Below are 19,969 nucleotides of genomic sequence, written 5' to 3' on the forward strand. Positions count from 1 at the left end.
TCGTTCGCAGGATAAAAATGGATGTAGAGATCCGTGCATGTTCCGTTAGGTATGGCTATTTGGTGAACAGCTTCAGATCGATGCTCTCTCCCATGGCTTTATAGCCTGCATCGCTTGGGTGAAGATGGTCGCCGCTATCGTCCGCCGGAAGAAAGGTATCCGGGTGCGCCGGATCGCTCGTTACTTTGCCGAAGTCAACGAAGCCGTCCAACTCCTTGGTCGTGCGAATCCACTGGTTCAACGCCTGACGTATCGCTTCGCCCGTGGGGGAGGAATACTTTGCACCCCCATACGGTGTCAACGTGGCTCCGATGACCTTGATGCCGTGCGTGTGTGCGCGGCGCGCCATCTGCGTATAGCCTGCTATCAGATCGTCGGCGGTGATGACGTCATAGGGCTTCGCCGGGTCGGTCGCGTGGCCGATATCGTTGACGCCCTCCAGGAGGACCAGGTACTTTACGCCTGCCTGGGACAGCACATCGCGATCGAAACGAGCGAGAGCGCTGGGCCCCGATACGTCGTGCAGAATCCGGTTGCCGCCGATGCCCTCGTTCAGTACGCCGAGCTTCGTGGTCTTCTTATCGGCCTGCAGGCGCTGTGCCAGCACATCGGGCCAGCGCAGGTTCTTGTCGCGTGCACTGTGTGCGCCGTCGGTGATGCTGTCTCCAAAGGTCACGATGGCTGCGCCGTCGGCCTCGGTCTTCACGTCGATGCCCTTCAGGAAGTCCCAGCTATAGACCTCTTTGGGGCTGGTCAGGCTGGCGCTGGCAACGGAGTTGTCGGGGATGACGTAGTTCGTCTGATCGGCGTAGGAGTGAGCGGACAACTGGCTCATTCGCTGGGTTGGCAGATAGAGGCTGACCGCGAGGTCCGACAGAGCCGCAGCTTTCAGCGGAGCGGGATCGCTCACGATGAGTGCTCCCGGAGGGATGATGACCGAGCTGTGTCCGCCAAAGGTCAACGGTACGGAGCTTCCGGCAAGGATGCTTCCACCGCCCGTGCTTGGTGCCAGCGTGGCGGCGTTGATGGTCAGCGGCTCTTTGCCGAACTCGTTCGTCAGGATGACCCTGAACTCAGACCCTCCCAGGGAGATGTGTACGATCTCGCGCAGCGTGGTTCCATCGGTGCCATCCGCGCCGAATTGACCGTCGGGATTTGTAGCGCCTGTGGGGGCGGCGGCCCAGGTGCCTGTCCAATGATCGGGAGCGGCGGCATGGATTGTGGGCGAGAGACTGAGCAGGAAGATCGCTGAGGCAAGCAAGGGGCGTGAGAGGCGCAAAGAGAACTCCAGTGTGTGGGATGGGATGGTTATGACGCCTGGCAAGGCGGGCGTTCGGGTTTGCTCAATAGACTAAACCGCTCTTATTGAGACTGGCTACAGGCTTCGAAAGACGCAGGATGTGCGGCCATGCTGTGCTCGCGTATAGTGGCGCATGATGGCGCGCTACCGTGTGCGGCGTGCCGTGATCCTACTCTGTTGGTGAGCTCCCTCATGAAGCTGCTTTGCGCTGTTTTGCTGTGCACCACGTTTACTGCCATCGCCCATGCCTCCGTTACCCATAGCACTTTTGGAAAACTGCCGGATGGTGCCGCGGTCGAGATCTATACGTTGAAGAATCCATCGGTTGAGATGCGGGTGATGACCTATGGCGCGCGCGTTGTTTCGCTTGCTACCAAAGATCGTGATGGCAAGATGGGGAACGTCGTGCTCGGATACGACAAGATTGAGGGCTATCTCAAGGATGCGAGTAGCTACTTCGGCAGCGTGCCGGGACGGTATGCGAACCGCATCGCGCTGGGCAAGTTCACGCTCGAAGGCAAGCAGTACCAGATTCCGATCAACAACGCTCCGAACGCCCTGCACGGTGGCCCCGATGGCTTTGCGAGCCGCAACTGGACGGGGAAAGAGATTCCCGAAGGCGTGGAGTTCACGCTCGTCAGCCCGGACGGCGACCAGGGTTTTCCCGGCACGATGACCGCGCATGTGCGCTACACGCTGGCGGGGAACACGGTTCGCATCGTCTACAGCGCGACCACGGACAAGCCCACCGTCGTGAACCTGACCAATCACTCGTACTTCAACCTTGCGGGCGCGGGGAATGGAACGATTCTCGATGAGAAGCTGACGATCGACGCCGACAAGTTCACGCCCATCGATGCGACGTCGATACCCCTGGGCAATCTTGCGCCGGTTGCGGGAACGCCCTTCGACTTTACGAAGCCCGAGACGGTGGGCTCGCGCATCGACGCGGACAACGAGCAGTTGAAACATGGCAAGGGCTATGACCACAACTTCGTCCTGCGCGGCAAGGCCGGCGTGTTGCGGCCGGCGGCCAAAGTTTATGACGCGAAGAGCGGGCGTGTGTTGACGGTCGAGACGACGGAACCGGGAGTTCAGTTCTACAGCGGCAACTTCCTCGACGGCACGCTGATTGGGCCGGGCGGCGTGAAGTATGTGAAGCGCAGTGCGTTGTGTCTTGAGACGCAGCACTATCCCGATTCACCGAATCGTCCGGACTTTCCGAGTACGGAGTTGAAGCCGGGGCAGACGTATCACAGCGAGACAACGTGGACGTTTTCGAATTAGCAAGTCAGCAAGTTAGCAAGTCAGTGAGTCAGTGAAGCGGAAGGCTAGCGAATTAGTAGGTTCGTGAATCATAAGTCCGGTGAATCATGTTTCGTTAAGGGCACGGGTTTACCCGTGCCGTAAAAGTCTGCCACGAATTGGGCTTTAGCCCCTGAGGTAATGACGCAGAGCGCGCCGCAAACATTGGCATCGCGCTCTGCGTCAGAGGTAACGCGCTGTAGCGCGCAACGACTTTTGCGGCAACTTATGTCGGCCCGATTCACCAGTGGCTCCTGGATGAGCCGGGCTTACAGCCCTCAGCTTCATAGGGGTGCGGCATACCTGGGGCTTCACCCCAGGCTGGGATGAGCCGGGCCTTTGGCCCTGTATCTTCGCCTGTTTCGTAACCCGCGGATTCACGGACTTTCTGGCTCACTGATTTACTAACCCACGGATTCACGGACTTTCTGGCTCACTGATTTACCAACCCACGATCTAATCTGACTTGCTGACTTGCTGACTTGCTGACTTGCTGACTTGCTGACTTGCTGACTTGCTGACTTGCTGACTTGCTGACTTGCTGACTTGCTGACTTGCTGAAGAAACGATGGAGGTTCCATGCTCAGTTGGGTTGACGGTGCAAACGAGCCGCATGGCTTTGGCTTGAATCATCTGCCGTACGGTGCCTTTCGCAAGGACGATATAACTCGCCTCTGTGTACGGATCGGGGACTGGTTGCTCGACCTGGAGGCGTGCGTAAGACACGGGCTTTTTGAGGGACTTGCTCCCACTGTGCGTGCCGCCTGTAGCCAGTCCACTTTGAATGATTTGCTCGCAGAGGGGCCGGAGGCATGGCAGGCGTTGCGTGCCACGCTGACTACATGCTTGAGTGCCGATGGCTATGCTCGGACGGCCGCGGAGTGGTTGCTGGTTCCGCTGAGTGAGGTTGAGTTGGTTCTCCCCATCGATCCGCGTGGCTACACCGATTTCTATGCAAGCCTGCATCATGCGCGGAGAGTCGGCGAACTCTTTCGCCCGGACAATCCCTTGCTGCCGAACTACAAGCATGTGCCGATTGCCTACAACGGCCGCGCCTCATCGGTGATAGCTAGTGGAACACCCGTGCGGCGACCCTGGGGGCAACGTCGTCCAACGAATCAGGAGGCACAGCCTGTGTTCGAGCCGAGTGCGGCACTCGATTACGAACTTGAACTTGCGTTTGTCGTTGGGCAGGGCAATGCGCTGGGAGAGCCGATCTCGATAGCAAACGCGCACGAGCATCTCTTCGGAGTCACGCTGTTGAACGACTGGTCCGCGCGCGATGTGCAGGCGTGGGAGTATCAGCCGCTGGGGCCGTTCCTGGGCAAGAGTTTTGCGACCAGCGTTTCGCCGTGGATTACCCCGATGGCGGCATTAGAGCCCTTCCGCGTTGCTCCTGCGGCGCGTGAGCCGGGCGATCCGAAATCCTTGCCGTATCTTCTGGACGATGCCGATCAGCAGCATGGCGCATTCGACATACAAATAGAGGTGCTGCTGAGCACGGAGGCGAGCCGCGCGGCTGGACTTGCTCCGATGCCGGTAAGTCGCGGAAACGCACGCGGGCTGTATTGGACCGCCGCGCAGATGATCGCACACCACACCAGCAACGGCTGCAATCTGCGTCCCGGCGATCTGTTGGCAACAGGCACGATCTCCGGACCGCAACGCGAGTCCGCAGGTTGTTTGCTTGAGCTTACCCGCAACGGTACGGAATCCATCGCTCTTCCAAATGGGGAACATCGTGCCTGGCTTCAGGATGGGGACGAGATCACTCTCGCCGCGCGTTGCGAACGCGAGGGTATGCCGTATCTAGAACTCGGTTCGTGTATCGGCCAGATTCTTGCTGCCAATGCGTCCGTTGCGTGAGCCGCGGCGTCCAATGGTCTATGACCACACCGCTCGGTAACACCAAACAACTCGGCAACTCTGACCTTCACCTCACCGCGATCGGCTTTGGCGCCTGGGCCATCGGCGGAGGCGGCTGGCAGTACGGCTGGGGCGCGCAGGATGATCAGGATTCCATTGCCGCAATCCACCGCTCGCTCGACGCCGGTATCAACTGGATCGATACCGCTGCCGTCTACGGCCTCGGCCACTCGGAAGAGACGGTTGCCAAAGCCCTGAAGTCCACCAGCGCGAAGCCTTATGTCTTTACCAAGTCCTCCATGACCTGGGGCGAAGATCGCAAGATCGTGCAGACGATGAAGAAGATCCGCGAAGAGGTGGAGCAGAGCCTTCGCCGTCTGCAGGTGGAGGCCATCGACCTTTACCAGATCCATTGGCCGGTTCCTGACGAAGAGCTCGAAGAGGGCTGGACGACGATGGCCGAGCTGCAGCGTGAGGGCAAGGTGCGCTGGATCGGCGTCTCCAACTTCAGTGTTGCCCAGATGGAGCGCGCTCTCAAGATCGCTCCGATCACCTCGCTGCAGCCGCCTTACTCCGCGATCAACCGCTCGGCTGAGCCGGAGATTCTGCCGTTCTGCCTGAAGCATGGTATCGGCGTCATCAACTACTCGCCGATGCACTCCGGCCTGCTTACCGGGGCGATGACCAAAGAGCGCGTTGCGCAGATGCCGGAGGACGACTTCCGCCGCAACGCCAAGAACTACCAGGAGCCGCAACTCTCGCGCAATCTTGAGCTTGCGGAGCTCTTCAAAACCATCGGCAAGCGCCATGGCGTCGAGGCGGGTGTCGTCGCCATTGCGTGGACGCTGCATAACCCCGCGATTACGGCGGCTATCGTTGGCGGGCGCAATGCGAAGCAGGTGGAAGGGGTTCTTCCGGCGGTGAACTTCCGTCTGTCTGAGACCGAGTATGCCGAAGTCGGGGAGTTTCTTAAGGCGAAGTTTTAGCTCCTGATGCTTCAGCATCAGGGTGACGGAGGAGCAGGGGCCTTTAGGCCCCTGAATTCAAGGCCAAGAAGAATTTGGCCTTTAGGCCTGGGCCTTCTTTCGGCTGCGAACAAAAAGCCCGGGGCTAAAGCCCAATTCTCTCCTGCCCTTGATTCCGTAGCCTAAAGGCTACGGCTCCCTCGGTCTCGCGACGCTGAAGCGTCACAATTTACGCTTCGCGCTATGGGGCGCATTGATTCTTCAACGAGCGAAAGATTTAAGACGCTAGCCAGAGTTGTCTGGGCTGGCATATCCTCACCTGTTGCGCCGGATGCATCTTATAGGAGCATGCCGGCGCACCACGGAGAGACCACCATGAGCACTACCCTCGCCCCAGTCCCCGAAACCACACAGCAGCGCGAAGACTTTCTGCCCCTGCGCGGCACCGACCATGTCGAGTTCTTTGTCGGCAATGCGCGGCAGGCGGCATACTTTTATCGCGCGGCGTTTGGGATGAAGCTCGTTGCCTATGCCGGACCTGAGACCGGACGCCGCGATCGCGCGTCGTACGTTGTGCAGCAGGGCAAGGTGCGCTTTGTACTGACTACGCCTCTGCGCCCCAATACCGAGATTGCGGAGCACATTGCCAAGCATGGCGACGGCGTGCGCTCGATTGCGCTGTGGGTCGATGATGCCCGCAAGTCGTGGGAAGAGACGACTAAGCGTGGCGCGCGCAGCGTCGAGGAGCCGCAGGTGCTGGAAGACGAGCATGGCCGCGCAGTGGTGTCGAGCATCGCCGCCTATGGCGATACGCTGCATACCTTCGTCGAACGTGGCGACTACACGGGGCCGTTTCTGCCCGGCTATCGTGCGGTGACGGACGACATCGTCGCGCGGCCCGTGGGGCTGCTGCACATCGATCATTGCGTCGGCAACGTCGGCTGGAACTCGATGAACGACTGGGTCAAGTTCTACGAAGACGTGATGGGCTTCGGGCTGTATCAGCACTTCGACGACAGCGATATCTCGACCGAGTATTCGGCGCTGATGTCGAAGGTGATGGCCAACGGCAACGGCTACGTAAAGTTCCCGATCAACGAGCCTGCCGAGGGCAAGCGCAAGTCGCAGATCGAGGAGTATCTCGATTTCTATGGCGGCCCTGGAGTTCAACACATCGCTCTTGCGACCAACGACATCCTCGATACGGTCTCGCGGCTGAAGCAGCAGGGCGTGGAGTTTCTTACCGTTCCGCACTCGTACTATACGGAGCTGCAGGGGCGCGTCGGCAAGATTGATGAGCCAACCGATGATTTGGAGCGGCTGGGCATCCTGGTCGATCGTGACAACGAGGGTTACATGCTGCAGATCTTCACGCGTCCCGTCGAGGACCGTCCCACGGTGTTCTACGAGATCATTCAGCGCAAGGGAAGCCGCAGCTTCGGCAAGGGAAACTTCAAGGCGTTGTTTGAAGCGATCGAGCGCGAACAGGCCAGTCGCGGAAACCTGTAGTGATACTCGGTGCCCACCCATGGAGATGATCGTCACGGGTGGAGCACTGTGGTGCGGCGCTATGGTTTTGTAGTGTTGCTGACTGGCTCAAGACTCTTGAGCTGTTGAGTGAAGTTACGAATCGGCAGCACCAGGGGAGCGAACAACGGATCTTTCCTCTTTGCGAGAACGATCTCGCCCAGGAGCTTGAGCCCAATCGCCAGCGATGCCGATCTGTTTATGTCGAGGAGGCGTTTCGCCTGAACCGCCTTCACGATATCGAGCAGAGGATCGTGATTGTCGGCGCAGAACTGCAGACTCTCTTCCTCCTGACGATGGCTCTGAAGTGGGTCGAGATTTTCAATGGTGATCCGGTAACGATAAGACATCTCTCCTCCTGACGGCTGGTATGTGGGATCGTCCAGAGACCTGGGAACAGGCCAGCGTCTGCTTAGGACTTGTTCCCATGGACCTTGGTCGGCTTAAGAAGATCCTTAAGGCCAATGCTGTTCAGGAACTCCACGCGTATGCGATCGGCGACAGCGTTTACTACCTGCGCGCCGTCATCGGCTGGATCGATGTGTACGCGGAAAGGGCGCGTGCCGAAGGGCATGTCCACGACCTGCATGATGGCTTGTGCGACCTCGATGACATCGGCGCCTTCAGGCGAAACGCTCTGCAGGCCGGCCATGATCTCCTTGTCGAGTCCAGCGGTCGGCCCCTTGTCGTATTCGGCCAAGCGTTCTTTGTCGTTCGGGTGTCCTGCGTGAGCGAAGTGATTGGTGCCGGAGGTGTAGGCTCCGGGAACGATGATGGAGGTCTCGATGTTCCAGCGAGCGAGCTCTCCCGCGTAGCTTACGGCCATGGCGTCCATACCGGCCTTGGCCGCAAAGTAAGGTGCGAGATACGGAGGCGTGCCGCCGCGAGTGCTCGTGCTCCCGATCCAAAGTACGAGACCGGTGCCTTGCTTGCGAAGCACTGGCAGAGCAGCGCGATTGACGCGCTGTGTGCTCAGGACGTTGATGTCATAGAGCTGCGCGAGCTGCTCCGGCGTGAAGGATTCGGCTGGCCCGAAGACCATGTGGCCTGCGTTATGAATCACGACATCGAGCCGGCCCTGCTCCGCGACGATGGTTTGCAGGCTCTTGTCCACAGAGTCCTGGGACTGTACATCCATCTCGACGGCCCGCAGGTCCGCATGGTTTTCGGCTGCGAACGTACGGACCTCTTCGACCTGTGGGGCGTTCCGCCCTGTTGTCTCACGCATGCCGGCATACACTGTATGACCGGCCTTTGCCAGCTCGCGGGCGGTCAGTGCGCCAAACCCGCTGGATGCTCCTGTAATTACGATTACGCTTTTCATAACCTCACTCCTCTAAGTTGCATTTGCGTTTGTGCGGCGAGCTCTATCAGTACGCGAAGCCGCCGTTGACCTTGAGAATCTGCGAATTGACCCATCCGCCGTCCGGACCCGCGAGGAACGACACCACGTTGGCGATATCCTGCGGCTCGCCGAGGCGCTGCAGCGGAGAGAGGTTGCGCAGCCGTGCGATGTCCTCTTCGCTCTTGCCGTTGAGGAAGAGCTCCGTTCCTGTAGGTCCGGGGGCTACTCCATTCACCGTGATGTTGCGTCCGGCCAGCTCATTCGCGAGAACGTGGACCAGGCCTTCGATACCCGCCTTCGCCGCAATATATGCGCCATAGGTAGGAAAGGACTTCAGCAGCACGCTGCTGGAGAAGGCAATGATGCGGCCGCCCTCAGCAATGTGTTGTGCCGCCTGAGAGAAGACCAGGAAGGTGCCGCGCAGGTTGGTCTGGATCGTCTTATCGAAGACCTCGAGATCTCCCTTTGCGATGGGCGAGAGTGCCATAATGCCTGCGTTATTCACGACGACATCAATCTGCCCGTACTCCTTCCTGGTCGCTGCGAACAGGTTTTGTACCTCTTCGGGCTTCGAGATGTCGGCCTGTAGTGCGACTGCTGTGCCGCCCTCTGCGACGATCTCGCTGACGACTTCCTGTGCTTTGCTTTCGCTGCCTGCATAGTTCACAACGACAAAAAAACCGTCCTTTGCAAGACGCTTGGCAATCACTCGACCAATTCCACGTGATGCCCCGGTTACGATTGCGATCTTTGCCATGACTTTCTCCTTTGCGTCGCTTTCCGCAACGCTTATGAAACCATCTGACGCCGCTACCGGGTATAAGTCCAATGCATAGTGCTAATATCCTTTATGCGTCTGACACAACTACGTCAAGCCGATCTCAACCTGTTGGTGGTATTTGCTGTCATGGCGGAAGAGCGCAATGTCTCAAGGGCGGCTTCGCGGCTGCTCCTGAGCCAACCTGCGGTAAGCCGTGCGCTGCAGCGCCTGCGAGAGCTGTTTCATGACGATCTTCTGGTCAGGACCACCACATCCTACGAACTGACGCCACAAGGGCAGCGGCTAATGCAGGAGCTTGAAGTCATGCTGCCTCGGCTGGATCGCCTGATCAGCGGAGGCGAGTTCGATCCGGCAAAAGAAGTCGCTCGCTTTCGCATCGCCGTCACTGATCAGGCCGCCACTGTTTTTTCTCCTCTCCTGTGCCGCGAGATTCTGCCTGTTGCGGGGAAGGTGGCCTTCGAACTGATGGGATGGCGGCCCGATCGATTTGAAGCCCTGGCCCGCGGCAGTCTCGACCTGGTTCTCGATGCCGAGGAAGTGAAGATTCCATCTCCATTACAGCGGATGGAGCTATATGAAGAGGAGTTTGTCTGCGTGGTGTCGGCCAGCCGCGGCCGCGGAGAGAAACTTACGCTGAAGCAATATCTGGAAGGGGAGCACATCGGCGTGAGCACGCTGGGAGACTCGCAAACCATTCCGGACGATAGGCTGGCGGCTCTCGGACACAAACGAAATGTAGTCATGCAGGTCCCTTATTTCTCCGCTGCGATTCATTCGGTTCCCCAGACGAAGCTGATCGCAACGGTCCCTCGCAGGTTTGCGCAGGCCTACGCCAGGGACCGCCGTATCAAACTCCTCGTTCCGCCTGAGCCGATGCATTCCTTCAAGTATGTGATGGTCTGGCATCCCAGGGTGAACACGGATGCGGCGCATATCTGGCTAAGGAAGACGATCCAGATGCTTGGGCGTTCGCTGTCTGAACAGAACAGCTAGTGTCATCAAATTAGTATTTCGGTTGAAAATTGAGCCGTGCAAATCGCATCGTGAGGCAAGATCCGAAAGGGCCCGGCTTCAGCCGGGCCGCAGGAGTTGGGCGCAGTTTTATTCCACTCTGCCGAAGGCTGGAGCGCAGGCGTAGCCGGAGCGACTAAATTGCTCTTCTCGGTGCCGCCAAGACTGGGCAGGGCTCGCCAAGGATGTATTTGTGGTGAGGGTGGCGGTTTCACCACGACTAAAGAAGGCAATTCAGTCGTTGCGCCCTGCGGGCTTCACTCCGGCCTTCGGCAGAGTGGTACGGGCCTTTGGCGCGGCTTTTCGCGGCATAGCTGAAGCTATGCCCTTCCGCTCCATGCCTCAACAAACTGTTTGCTAAGCTATTGCTCAGACACATCGGCGCCTATTGCGAACTGGCGATCTCGTGATCCAGCTCCGCGAGTTGCGGTGGATCCAGCTCCTTGCGAATCTGCAGCAGGAGGTGGGCGTTGGCCTTCTCCAGATCGGCACGGGCCTGGGCTACGCGGTCAATCTGCGCGAAGACCTTGTTCTCATCCTGTAGATCTTCACGGGACATCGAACCGAATCGCTGCTGCTCATTCTGCAGATTGTTGTAGAGCGAAAGCAGATTGTCCTTGCTGGAGTTGAAGAGATCGTCCATCCGTTTCTGCTGCTCGGGACGCAGGTCGAGTTTTTTGACGGTCTTCTTGTCGTCCCAGAAGCGGCCGGGTGGCGCAAGCATGGGCCCACGATGAATGGTCTGACTCCCTGCGGAGGGGGTCAGACCGCGATCGCCCATGCGGCCTCCCCCCATACCCATCATGCCGCCCCTGGCGCCGCCACGGCCCTGCGCGTGCGCCTGGGCGGCACTGAGCAGGACCATGCAGGCAAGTAGCATGAAGCCGGCGAGCATGAGATGCCGAAGATGACGGAGCGAGGTCAAGAGCGATCCTTCAACCCTAAATCAATTTAGTTCTGTGAGGGGCGCTGCCTGCTGGTGGCCGTCTACAGGCTGTAGCGAGTAGGCGTCGGCAGGCGATTCGACGGGATTATCCAGAGCCTGATTGATGTTCTGGAGCATCTGGTTATCGCGGGCAATCTGCTCGTCCTGTTCGTTATCCGCGACGTCGGTCGTAGCCGCCTGGGCTGTAGCGGAGTTCCGTTTCATCGTGGCTGATAGTGCCGGAGCCGAAACCGCTGCTACTTCTGCCGTTGAAGATCCAGCTCTATGCCCGGCTGATTCCGGGGCAAACTGTAGCTCGCTTTTCGTCAGCGGGATAGCAAGACCGATCAGCAGGGCGGCGGTTGCGGTCGCCGCCAGGGCTGCGCGACGCTTCCAGGTCATGGAACCAGCCGTCGAAGACCGTAGCGGCAGGGTGGCCGACTGGCGCTCGCTCCAGGAGAGGGTGACAGCTTTGAAGCGAGTGATCGGTACCCTGGCTTCGGCCACACGCTGACGGCAATGTCCACATTGGGAGAGGTGGGCCGTTATCCCGGCGGCAGGTGCGCCGATCAGCACACTGTCGATCTCCCTTTCGGAGAGGTGCGGGGTGGAGTTCATCGTGAACCTCCAACCTGGGCCCGCACGGACTTCAGCGCCCGATGGAGGTGCGTCTTCACCGTGTTGAGAGGCATGTGGATGGCTGCGGCGATCTCGGCCAGCTCCATGTCTTCGGCAAAGCGCATAAGGAAGATGCTGCGCTGGTTGACGGAGAGGTGCTCGAGCGCGGCCTGTACCTGCCGGGTCTGCTCCTTGATCAGGATGCGTGATTCGGCGGAGCACTCTTTGCTGGGGAGAAAGTTTGCGGCCTCGTTGACATCGATTGCGGTCGCTCGCGCCTGTCGCCAGAAGCGGAACTTCTGCAGTCGCTGCTGGTCGCGGATGAGGTTCATGGCGATGCTGGTCAGCCAGGTATTGACCGCGCAGTCGCCACGGAAGCTGGCGCGGCCGTTGTAGGCCTTGAGGAAACAGTCCTGCGTGATGGACTCCGCGAGGTCCGCGTCGCCGATGGCGAAGGTTACGAAGCGCAGCAGGCGTGGGCGATAGGTCCGCACCAGGGCATCGATATCGTCAAGCTCCGAGCCAGTGCGCTCGGGAGCTTCCACATTCGTCAAGGTCGCGTTGAGAGCTAGCTGCATATAGAAGGAGACGTGGAAGTCCTCTATTTCAGGTTACATAGAAGCTTCCTCGCGGTTCAACCTGTTTTGGGAGAAATTCGAGGCCTGTAAGGCAGTTTAGGCTTTTCTTTCTGTCATTCCCGAAGGGAATCTGCTTCCCGCCTGTGCCACCGCCGCAGATTCGACTGCGAATCCAGGACTAATCTTCGACTGTTCCGGTCATGCTCTCCAGCCATTCCTGGCTGTAGACCGACTCCAGGTCGCTGAGTCTGCTGGTTTTACCTGTCTCCACGTTGACCACGGGCAAGGCCGAGATCAGCTTCAGCCGCCCGACTCCGCCGATATAGTTCAGTTGCCCGGATTCGTCCCTGGATTCGCGAACGAAGGACGGCAGCGCCTGGATATTTTGCAATGAGCTGTCCACGAATCGTTGCGCATAGTCTTCACGCACAAAGAAAGCGTCGTTGGCTGCGGAGTTTGTACCGACGAAACGGTATCCCTTCTTCACCGCCAGCGAACGGAGCGCGGCAATCGAAGCTCCGAAGTATAGGTTGCTGTGGTGAGCCTGGGTACGGTTGAAGCTGGGGGTATAGGGCGTCGAGATGGGGTGGACGTCTCCCAGAACCGCGTTGTATTCGCAGATGCAGATGATGGGCCGGATGACGTGGAGGGCTTCCCATACCCAATAGTCGTTGCCGTCGATGTCGATGCTGAGCAGCCCAACGTCGCCTCTGAACCCGGCACTTGAGATCAGGTCGTTGATATTCTCGCGCGTGATGAAGGCGGCCCGAACGGTGAGGTCATGCTTCCAGTTGAGGTTGTCTTCTTTCACGGCGGCGACCACGGCGGGACTGCCGTCCATAATGAGCCCGCGCCAGTTACGGTTTTGCAGGAGAAATCGAGTATTGGACTGACGGTAGGTTTCCACTCCGAACTCGATGAAGGATTGAGAGGCAGGAGGAATCTGGGCGCGCTCGATCAGCCAATCGATGATGCCGTCTTCTCCCCACTGTGAAGTCACCTTAAATTCGACGTCACGAAGCGAGGAGATCACTTGCCGTGGTCGGACCTGCCAACTGGCCATGCGTCCCATGAGCTGCAGGGTGTCCCCGGCAACCCACAGTCTCAGGCGCTGCAGCGCTCTCTGAATGGCTTCCTTCGCGAACATCTTTTTGCCTCTCTCTTTTCCAACTTAGGAGAGCGTCCTCCCCTGATCATTTTCAATCATTCAGCCGATTCAGCCGGGAGACAGAGTTTGTACGGGTAAGTTCGAAACCGGGAGCGTTGCGCCGGAGGAATCGAGCTGAGACGGTGAAAGCATGGCTTCCGCCATCAGGGCGGAGAACAAGGTCATTGCCCATAGCGGAAGCGAGAGATCAAAGGCTTCGGTATCGGCAATGCCGCGGATAAGGACGAACACCAGCAACCCGGACAGCATGGCCTTTAGCGGAGAGGCGGGCAGTTTTTTGATCTGGCGATAGAAGCTGCCATAAAGGCCGATCAACATGACGATGCCCACCACGCCATAGGCATAGAACTGCTGCAGTAACTCGTTGTGCGCGTGCCTGGCCTCGAATTGAGAGGTGTAGAAAGGGGGGATTACGTGCCAGACAGAATGAAATCCATGCCCGATCAAGGGTTTATCCACCGCTTCGTTCAAGATGTAAGCCCATATTCCAAGCCTGCCGCTAAGGGATTCCGCCTGATCTCCAGTGTCGGTGCCGGTGTCGGTATAGTCCGAAAAGTAGGAGACTAATAAACTCGAAAACAAGATAAAGATAACGATGAGCGAAAGAATCACGATGACCTTGGTCTTTCGGCTGATCGACTTATCCAGAAGCAACAGGGTGATTCCACTCGCGATGAAAGCAATGATGGTGGTCTTGCTGAGGCTGCGGAGAAGCGTGATGCCCAGAAAGACTAAGGAAAATTTCCAGGGTCCTTTCTCGCGCCGTACCAGGATCAAATACTCCGCAAAAAACATCGCGAAGCCGCAGGCATAGCCAATGGCATTGGGGCCGAGGAGGTCTTCGTCGCCAAGACGAAGGTCCGATTGTGCTGGCAAGATCCATGCCACCAGGGCAACGCAGCAGGCCCCGTAGACGATGCCTTTCATGAGGCTGGAAGATACCTCTGAAATAGAGCCTGAGCGAAGCAGCAGAATCACCATCGCCCAGTCAGCGGCCATCCCACCCCAGAAAGCCGCCGCTGCCGGCAACGAGTCTGCAACGCTCCAGATCAGACTGCAGCCGGAGAATCCAAGAAAAAACAGGACCCAGAAGAGGCAGGGCAATCGCAGGAGGGAACCCAGGGTTCTAGGTGCTGGACCGAATGTCTGAAACACGACGAGCAGCAACAACAGGAAATTAACACCAAGATTGATGGCCACCCCGACTTGAGGGTCTTGCTGCAGGACACGCACTGTCAGGACCACGGAGAAGATGCGAAAGGAGAAAAAGAATCCGATCAGCGCCGGAAGGAACAGGGTCGGCTGCGCCGTTGTGCTGCCTGCTTCGAAAGTTGTAGCGCTAGTATTCAAGTGTCCTCATACCATTCCAATGCCGCAGGGCAGTACGTCGAGCGTTGCCGGGTGTGATGGTTTCAACTGCAGGTACAAGCGCCTGTGGAGCTGTTCACTTTGGAGCAGAACCCAATCACTACAGGAGGCCCGGCTGACTTGATACAAGCTACATGCCCGGCCATGGACGATCCTGCTTGCGGTACCTCAGAGACCGTAGGCGGCGGTTCGTTGGTGCTATCGGAGCTAATGTCGATTCTTGCCTGGTTTGCATTCTTCAGGATGTAAGGCCACTGGGTGGGGAATTTTCCATCGGGGAGACGGCCACGATAACTCGTTACCTTATCTCCGATATAGACTCCACCCGTCCCGTCAAGAATAAATCCGCTAGCGGTCGAAGAAGAGGCATTCGCATTTCCTCGTGCATAGCCGTTTGAATCGGAGATACACCCAATAAATTCATCGTCGGAGCCGTTGTCGAAAAATCCGTTGGTGTAGTTATCTTCAGCTTCAACAGCCGTGAGGATATTTCTTCCTCCGGATACATAGACTGCCGCTTCGGTGCTGTTGGCCGATCCATTCCAGATGACTTCTCCGGAGGTAAATCTATTATTGGCGTTGGCGACATGTATTCCGGCTGTACCGCTACGCTCGATTTGAAAGTTTGAAAAGCTGCTGTTCGTTCCCTGGGTATAAATGCCGTACGAGCCATTATTGAAAATGTAGAAGTTATCGAAGAACAGCATGTAGTTATAGGCGTTGATGTGGATGCCGTCCGCCGAGCAATTCGTAAACATCACCTCTTCCATATGTCCCCACTTCTGGACGTTGATAGAAGCCGCTCGCTTATTCGCAGTATTCCACTCCACCGGACCAGTTGGGGTTGTAGCGGTAGAGAAGCAGTTTCCAGATCCACCCTTTGCGGAGTTTCCGTCAAGCGTTAATCCGTAAACACTGAAGTTGAAAGTTCCAGCCGGAACTGTAAGAACATCCGCGGAGGTGTGCGGTTTGAGCCGGAGGACAGAGGTTCCCCAGCCATCGCCTTTCATGTGCACAAACGATTGGAGGGCAAGCCCTGTCGTGATGTAGATGCCCGCCGGAAAATACAAGACGCAGCCGTTGGCTGGAGCCGTTTTGTTGGTGCAGGCTGTCATCGCCGAGTTGATGGCCTTTGTGTCGTCGGTGATTCCATCTCCCGTAGCCCCATAGCTCATAACGCTGATCCCGGACGTCCCAGTGCCATTACTCGCAATTGGCACCGCCTGGGAGTTCATAGAGAGTCCACATACGCTCATGCCCAGGGCTAAAAGGAGAGGAAGCGATCTTCTGGACTTCATTGAAAATTCTCCTTATTGCGTTGGCATCCCTTCAGGACGATGGCCCGTGGCGGTCCCGTCCGGACGAGCTCGGGGGTGAGCGGGGTTCTACGACAGATACAGTTTTACTTTGAATGCGGGCATGGGGTTGCCGCATTTATGTCACTTGTTTGTCGACAAAATGTCTCTGGTCGCGGCGATCGTATTTGCAAGTAATACCGCAAATGTCGTGGCCTCAACTCAAAATGGTCGTGTTTTTATCCCACCACAGAGACGTCATCCTGAGCGTAGCGTCCCGGTTTTTGGGGACGCGGAGTCGAAGGACCCCGAGGGTTGTAATTTTGCCTATACCCTTTGCACCTTTTCTACCTCAAGCGCTCGAGCTTGGACGTTCGTGCTGAAAAAGGTCCTGGCGTCATAGGCGAGATAGAGTCCCTCGGGGTCCTTCGACTGCGCACCTCGCAAAAGCGCGAGATGCTTCGCTCAGGATGACGCTTCTGTGGGGAGGAAGAAGCGTCATCGGGACGGTTGCAATCAGGCTTTTGCCGCGATGGCTTCGGTGGCTTCCGCCTCGCGGGCGAGTTGCTCTCCGTCCGCCTTGACGAAGTATTCGTCCATCAACACGGCGATCAGGGCGGCGGTCGGCACGGAGACGAGTGCGCCGGGGATGCCTGCCAGAGCTGTGCCGGCCAGCAATGCGACCAGTACGGAGAGTCCCATCAGGTTCACGCTGGTCTTCATGATGCGTGGTGTCAGGAAGCCGTTTTCGAGCTGCACATAGATCCCATAGAAGATGAAGACCCCGAGCATCTTCGACCAGGAGTCGAGCGCGGCCACGCTGGCCACCAACAGAATGGTGATGACGCCGCCGGCGACGGGAATGATGTTGAAGAGTCCCATCAGGACGCCCAACAGAACGAAGTAGCGCACATGCAGTGCGCCGAAGACGCAGATGCTGGTAATGCCGAGGATCAGCATCAGAGCGCCCTGCCCCAGCAGCCACTTGCTCATGCGATGCTCGGCCGTGATCAGCGTTTTGGCCAGGCGCGTGCGCTCGGAGGCAGTGAAAAAAGAGAGGAAGTAATAGTAGGCGTATTCGCCCTCAAGCATGAAGTAGATGCAGAGGATGAAGGCGGTAACAATATCGAGGATGCGCTTCATCCAGAGTGGAAGCGAGGCGAGGAGATAGCTTGCGACCGAGGAGGCAAGATCCTCCGAACGCTGGGCCAGGGAATCGACGCCCAGTTTATCGGCCATCGGCAGCTTGTGCAGCCGGGCGACGAGGTCGGGGATGCGCTTGGGCAGATCGGCGGCGAAGCGCTGGATGTCATGCACCACGGGCGGCAGACCGACGATCAGAAACAACGTCAGGGCGAAGAGCACGGTCCCGAGCAATACGACGATCGCGATGGGGCGCGAGGGGCTCCAGCCGCGAATCCTGACCCGCATGATCTGCTGTACGACCGGCATCAGAACTACCGCAAAGAGCGCGCTCACGTAGACGAGTTCCAGCACGTTGAGCAGCTTCCACGCCAGACCGAGCGCGATCAAAACTGCGAAGAAGAAAAGGATGTTGCTGCGCGTTGCACGGGACTCGCGCACCTGCTTCGGCGTGAGCTGCTGCTCTTCCGGAGGCAGCGGTTGTGCGGCGGGTGGCGGTGAGATCAGCGCGAAGCTCCTTTTGTTTGCTGTGAGTTAGATGCGGGGATCAGTCTGCCAGGTGTATGAGGCTATAGCCTATCGTACGGTGGCAGATTGCCTTTGTTTTTCTGGTTGTCATTCCGAGCGTAGCGAGCGAACCTGCTGTCTCCCGTTCTTCGTTCGTACTGCCCAGAAAATATGGGCAAAACCAAGATTGCATAGTTTGAACGGGCACGAGTTAAGAACGGGAGGAAGCAGGTTCGCTCGCTCCGCTCGGAATGACAACCAGAAAAGCAAAAGCCATTAGCTTTGCGAAAACGCTCTCAACACAGCCTCAACGGTCGCTTCGGGCGATAACGCAGTCGTATCGAGCGTGGAGTCCGCAATGCGCTCATAGTGCTTCAGCCGCGCCGCAAAGCGGGCCTCGGCTTTCTGGCGGTCGGCCAGCACGGGACGTTCCGTAGCGCCTGGCGTCGCTGCCTGCACCTGGCAACGGTCGTAGAGGGTCGCAAAGGGCGCGGTCAGAAAGACCACCGCTGTCGCTGGAGTCTGCTCCAGCAGCAGCCGGTTGCCGAGCTCTTCGGGGGCGCCCCCGCCCAGAGCGATCACAATGCGCGAGCGGCCCAGCACGGAGGCCAGTGCTGCCGTCTCCTGCCGGCGAAAGTGTGCCTCACCCAATTGGGCAAAGATCTGCGGCACGGTCAGGCCGCAGCGCCGCTCGATCTCCGTGTCCAGGTCGAGGAAGGTCCAACCGAGCCGGTCGGCCAGCAGCGCGCCGACGGTGGATTTGCCCGAGCCCATGAAGCCGGTGAAGACGATACGGTCATAGCCGGCCGGGGCGGGGTGGTGTGCCGCAGAGGGCACGGATCGGGCTGGAGTGGGTTCGGGCACTGCTTCAAGCGTAGCGGCTGTTGCGGTCATTGTCGTCTCCGTATCTTGTTTTTGGGGAACCGGGTTTGGGCAAAAGAAAAACCGCAACCTGTTAGGGTTGCGGCTCGGTGGATTTCGTTCCGTTTCTCTGGGTTCGCTCAGAGAAGCACGCACGTCCGCCGGGCCGCTGGTTGCCACCAGTAGCAATAGGTAAATCGGGCGGAGGTGCAGTGCATCGTCATCGAGAACAAGGTACAGCGTGGGGTTGGATTTTGCAAGTGCGGCCTTTTGCTGCCGCACCTGCAAGGATTTATTCGGTCGCTAAGTGTTCAGTGCCGTTGATTCCGTCTTCGTCGCCGACGATGCCGTTTTTCAGCTTGTCCGCGATGTTCGACCAGACGGAGTCGCTCGGTTCGTGGGTCGGTTCGAAGAGACTGCGTGCATGTTCGGCAATCGTTTCCAGGTCGCTCACCAGGGCGGCGCAATCGGGGTTGGCTGCGAGGAACTTTGTAAAGCGTGGGTCTTCGCTGACTTTGCCGCCCCCGGTGGCGAAGAGGTCGGGAAGATACTCCTCGAACTCCGCTACGGTCATGGTGTCGAAGTTGACGTTCGTGAGGTCGCTCACAGTGCTACCTCCTTCAGGCCTTCAACAGGCGGAAGCCGATCGGGCTGGCGAAGAAGTTCGCGCAGCTTCAGCCTCGCCTTATGGAGCTGAGACTTGCTGTTGCCGGTCGAGCACTCCAGCATGGTTGCGATCTCGTTATGCTCGAAGCCTTCGACATCGTGCAGAACAAAGACCATACGATAGCCGGGAGGCAGGGAAGCGACAGCGCGCTCCAGCGTCACCCGGTCCACGGAACCCGCCAGCTGCGGGTCGCGAGAGCCGAAGTCGCGCTTGGGAGCGTCCTCCTCGGAAGGATTGATCGTTTCTTCTAGCGAGACCAGTTGCAGTCCCTTTTTACGCAGGTGCATCAGTACCAGGTTCACCGTCAAGCGATGGAGCCATGTTGAGAAGGCGCTCTCTCCACGAAAGCTGCCCAGTTTGCGGAATAGGTGCAGAAACGCCTCCTGCGTCATATCCTCGGCCTCTGAGACATTGCCGAGCATGCGCAGGCAAAGGGTGTAGACACGGCGCTTATGAAGTGCGTAAAGCTTGGAAAACGCATCAGGGTCGCCATTTTTTGCGCGCTCGATGGCGTCAGCCTCGCCGGCGATAGGTGGGTTTCGTTTGAACAAACCCGGATTCGGTTTTGGCTGCATCGTCGAAAAGCCTTGAGTTCCCATAAGTAAGTGTCCGGTCCTTGCACTCGATCTACGCCGGAACGCTTGCTTCCAGCCTATAGCAAGCGGCGGTAAGTTCCGAGTGTTCTGCCAATTGGACTACATCATAGGGGGGTGGGTTGTATCTCCAGACTCGATACCGG

The 19,969-nt window shown here is 58.3% G+C and carries 19 protein-coding genes; 5 read left to right on the plus strand and 14 right to left on the minus strand.

What is annotated here, in order from left to right; all coding sequences use genetic code 11:
- Positions 1-55 precede the first annotated feature (55 nt).
- A complete protein-coding gene (locus tag HDF15_RS17175) occupies positions 56-1,279 on the minus strand; it encodes an SGNH/GDSL hydrolase family protein (protein WP_184257701.1) in 1,224 nt (407 codons plus the stop codon).
- Between the two features lie 213 nt (positions 1,280-1,492).
- Here HDF15_RS17175 and HDF15_RS17180 point away from each other — a divergent pair, with 213 nt between their 5' ends.
- The 4 genes from HDF15_RS17180 (at position 1,493) to hppD (ending at position 6,945) form a co-directional block, all read left to right on the plus strand.
- Entirely contained in the window at positions 1,493-2,587 is a 1,095-nt protein-coding gene (locus HDF15_RS17180) for an aldose epimerase family protein (RefSeq protein ID WP_184257703.1), read from the plus strand.
- A gap of 597 nt (positions 2,588-3,184) precedes the next feature.
- Positions 3,185-4,471 (plus strand): fumarylacetoacetase, encoded by a 1,287-nt coding sequence (fahA, locus tag HDF15_RS17185; protein ID WP_184257705.1) that lies wholly within the window; start codon positions 3,185-3,187, stop codon positions 4,469-4,471.
- A gap of 20 nt (positions 4,472-4,491) precedes the next feature.
- The gene (locus HDF15_RS17190; RefSeq protein WP_184257707.1) at positions 4,492-5,457 is read left to right on the plus strand and encodes an aldo/keto reductase; all 966 of its coding nucleotides are present in this window, start codon (positions 4,492-4,494) and stop codon (positions 5,455-5,457) included.
- A 354-nt stretch (positions 5,458-5,811) separates the two neighbouring features.
- Entirely contained in the window at positions 5,812-6,945 is a 1,134-nt protein-coding gene (gene hppD / locus HDF15_RS17195; protein WP_184257709.1) for a 4-hydroxyphenylpyruvate dioxygenase, read from the plus strand.
- A 59-nt stretch (positions 6,946-7,004) separates the two neighbouring features.
- Here the strand turns inward: hppD and HDF15_RS17200 are convergent, their stop codons facing one another.
- The 3 genes from HDF15_RS17200 to HDF15_RS17210 form a co-directional block, all read right to left on the minus strand.
- Positions 7,005-7,313: a DUF3861 domain-containing protein gene (locus HDF15_RS17200; protein ID WP_184257711.1), complete on the minus strand. Its 309-nt coding sequence runs from the start codon at positions 7,311-7,313 to the stop codon at positions 7,005-7,007.
- Positions 7,314-7,375: 62 nt separating this feature from the next.
- Positions 7,376-8,287 (minus strand): SDR family oxidoreductase, encoded by a 912-nt coding sequence (locus HDF15_RS17205; protein WP_184257714.1) that lies wholly within the window; start codon positions 8,285-8,287, stop codon positions 7,376-7,378.
- 46 nt (positions 8,288-8,333) lie between these two features.
- Positions 8,334-9,065 carry an SDR family oxidoreductase gene (locus HDF15_RS17210; protein WP_184257716.1) on the minus strand — a complete coding sequence of 244 codons (732 nt, stop codon included), beginning with the start codon at positions 9,063-9,065 and terminating at the stop codon, positions 8,334-8,336.
- Between the two features lie 93 nt (positions 9,066-9,158).
- On the opposite strand from HDF15_RS17210, the gene HDF15_RS17215 reads away from it, so the two are divergent.
- Positions 9,159-10,082 carry a LysR family transcriptional regulator gene (locus HDF15_RS17215; RefSeq protein WP_184257718.1) on the plus strand — a complete coding sequence of 308 codons (924 nt, stop codon included), beginning with the start codon at positions 9,159-9,161 and terminating at the stop codon, positions 10,080-10,082.
- A 403-nt stretch (positions 10,083-10,485) separates the two neighbouring features.
- Here the strand turns inward: HDF15_RS17215 and HDF15_RS17220 are convergent, their stop codons facing one another.
- The 10 genes from HDF15_RS17220 to HDF15_RS17265 all read right to left on the minus strand — a co-directional run bounded on the left by HDF15_RS17220 (position 10,486) and on the right by HDF15_RS17265 (position 19,829).
- The gene (locus tag HDF15_RS17220; protein ID WP_184257721.1) at positions 10,486-11,025 is read right to left on the minus strand and encodes a periplasmic heavy metal sensor; all 540 of its coding nucleotides are present in this window, start codon (positions 11,023-11,025) and stop codon (positions 10,486-10,488) included.
- Positions 11,026-11,046: 21 nt separating this feature from the next.
- Entirely contained in the window at positions 11,047-11,643 is a 597-nt protein-coding gene (locus HDF15_RS17225) for a hypothetical protein (protein ID WP_184257723.1), read from the minus strand.
- Positions 11,640-12,221, minus strand: coding sequence for an RNA polymerase sigma factor (locus HDF15_RS17230; RefSeq protein ID WP_184257725.1), 582 nt, complete (start codon positions 12,219-12,221; stop codon positions 11,640-11,642). Before HDF15_RS17230 ends, HDF15_RS17225 begins: the two co-directional genes overlap by 4 nt.
- 178 nt (positions 12,222-12,399) lie before the next feature.
- Positions 12,400-13,368 carry a hypothetical protein gene (locus HDF15_RS17235; protein ID WP_184257727.1) on the minus strand — a complete coding sequence of 323 codons (969 nt, stop codon included), beginning with the start codon at positions 13,366-13,368 and terminating at the stop codon, positions 12,400-12,402.
- Between the two features lie 69 nt (positions 13,369-13,437).
- Positions 13,438-14,739 carry an O-antigen ligase gene (locus tag HDF15_RS17240; RefSeq protein WP_184257729.1) on the minus strand — a complete coding sequence of 434 codons (1,302 nt, stop codon included), beginning with the start codon at positions 14,737-14,739 and terminating at the stop codon, positions 13,438-13,440.
- A gap of 62 nt (positions 14,740-14,801) precedes the next feature.
- A complete protein-coding gene (locus tag HDF15_RS17245; RefSeq protein WP_184257731.1) occupies positions 14,802-16,055 on the minus strand; it encodes a right-handed parallel beta-helix repeat-containing protein in 1,254 nt (417 codons plus the stop codon).
- Positions 16,056-16,568: 513 nt separating this feature from the next.
- A complete protein-coding gene (locus tag HDF15_RS17250; RefSeq protein ID WP_184257732.1) occupies positions 16,569-17,636 on the minus strand; it encodes an AI-2E family transporter in 1,068 nt (355 codons plus the stop codon).
- Between the two features lie 342 nt (positions 17,637-17,978).
- Positions 17,979-18,596, minus strand: coding sequence for a shikimate kinase (locus HDF15_RS17255; protein WP_184257734.1), 618 nt, complete (start codon positions 18,594-18,596; stop codon positions 17,979-17,981).
- Between the two features lie 259 nt (positions 18,597-18,855).
- Positions 18,856-19,170, minus strand: a complete 315-nt coding sequence (locus tag HDF15_RS17260; RefSeq protein ID WP_184257736.1) for a hypothetical protein — start codon at positions 19,168-19,170, stop codon at positions 18,856-18,858.
- A complete protein-coding gene (locus HDF15_RS17265) occupies positions 19,167-19,829 on the minus strand; it encodes an RNA polymerase sigma factor (RefSeq protein WP_014263877.1) in 663 nt (220 codons plus the stop codon). The genes HDF15_RS17260 and HDF15_RS17265 overlap by 4 nt, the downstream gene beginning before the upstream one ends.
- Positions 19,830-19,969: the final 140 nt, after the last annotated feature.

Origin of the sequence: Granulicella mallensis (assembly GCF_014203225.1) — a bacterium.
In the GTDB taxonomy this organism is placed as follows: Bacteria; Acidobacteriota; Terriglobia; order Terriglobales; family Acidobacteriaceae; genus Granulicella; species Granulicella mallensis_A.

Coding starts and splice junctions, on each gene's coding strand:
- HDF15_RS17200 (WP_184257711.1), bottom strand. CDS start 7,313: ATGTCTTATCGTTACCGGATCACCATTGAAAATCTCGACCCACTTCAG.
- HDF15_RS17265 (WP_014263877.1), bottom strand. CDS start 19,829: ATGGGAACTCAAGGCTTTTCGACGATGCAGCCAAAACCGAATCCGGGT.
- fahA (WP_184257705.1), top strand. CDS start 3,185: ATGCTCAGTTGGGTTGACGGTGCAAACGAGCCGCATGGCTTTGGCTTG.
- HDF15_RS17235 (WP_184257727.1), bottom strand. CDS start 13,368: ATGTTCGCGAAGGAAGCCATTCAGAGAGCGCTGCAGCGCCTGAGACTG.
- HDF15_RS17245 (WP_184257731.1), bottom strand. CDS start 16,055: ATGAAGTCCAGAAGATCGCTTCCTCTCCTTTTAGCCCTGGGCATGAGC.
- HDF15_RS17215 (WP_184257718.1), top strand. CDS start 9,159: ATGCGTCTGACACAACTACGTCAAGCCGATCTCAACCTGTTGGTGGTA.
- HDF15_RS17180 (WP_184257703.1), top strand. CDS start 1,493: ATGAAGCTGCTTTGCGCTGTTTTGCTGTGCACCACGTTTACTGCCATC.
- HDF15_RS17225 (WP_184257723.1), bottom strand. CDS start 11,643: ATGAACTCCACCCCGCACCTCTCCGAAAGGGAGATCGACAGTGTGCTG.
- HDF15_RS17230 (WP_184257725.1), bottom strand. CDS start 12,221: ATGCAGCTAGCTCTCAACGCGACCTTGACGAATGTGGAAGCTCCCGAG.
- HDF15_RS17205 (WP_184257714.1), bottom strand. CDS start 8,287: ATGAAAAGCGTAATCGTAATTACAGGAGCATCCAGCGGGTTTGGCGCA.
- HDF15_RS17255 (WP_184257734.1), bottom strand. CDS start 18,596: ATGACCGCAACAGCCGCTACGCTTGAAGCAGTGCCCGAACCCACTCCA.
- hppD (WP_184257709.1), top strand. CDS start 5,812: ATGAGCACTACCCTCGCCCCAGTCCCCGAAACCACACAGCAGCGCGAA.
- HDF15_RS17210 (WP_184257716.1), bottom strand. CDS start 9,065: ATGGCAAAGATCGCAATCGTAACCGGGGCATCACGTGGAATTGGTCGA.
- HDF15_RS17190 (WP_184257707.1), top strand. CDS start 4,492: ATGACCACACCGCTCGGTAACACCAAACAACTCGGCAACTCTGACCTT.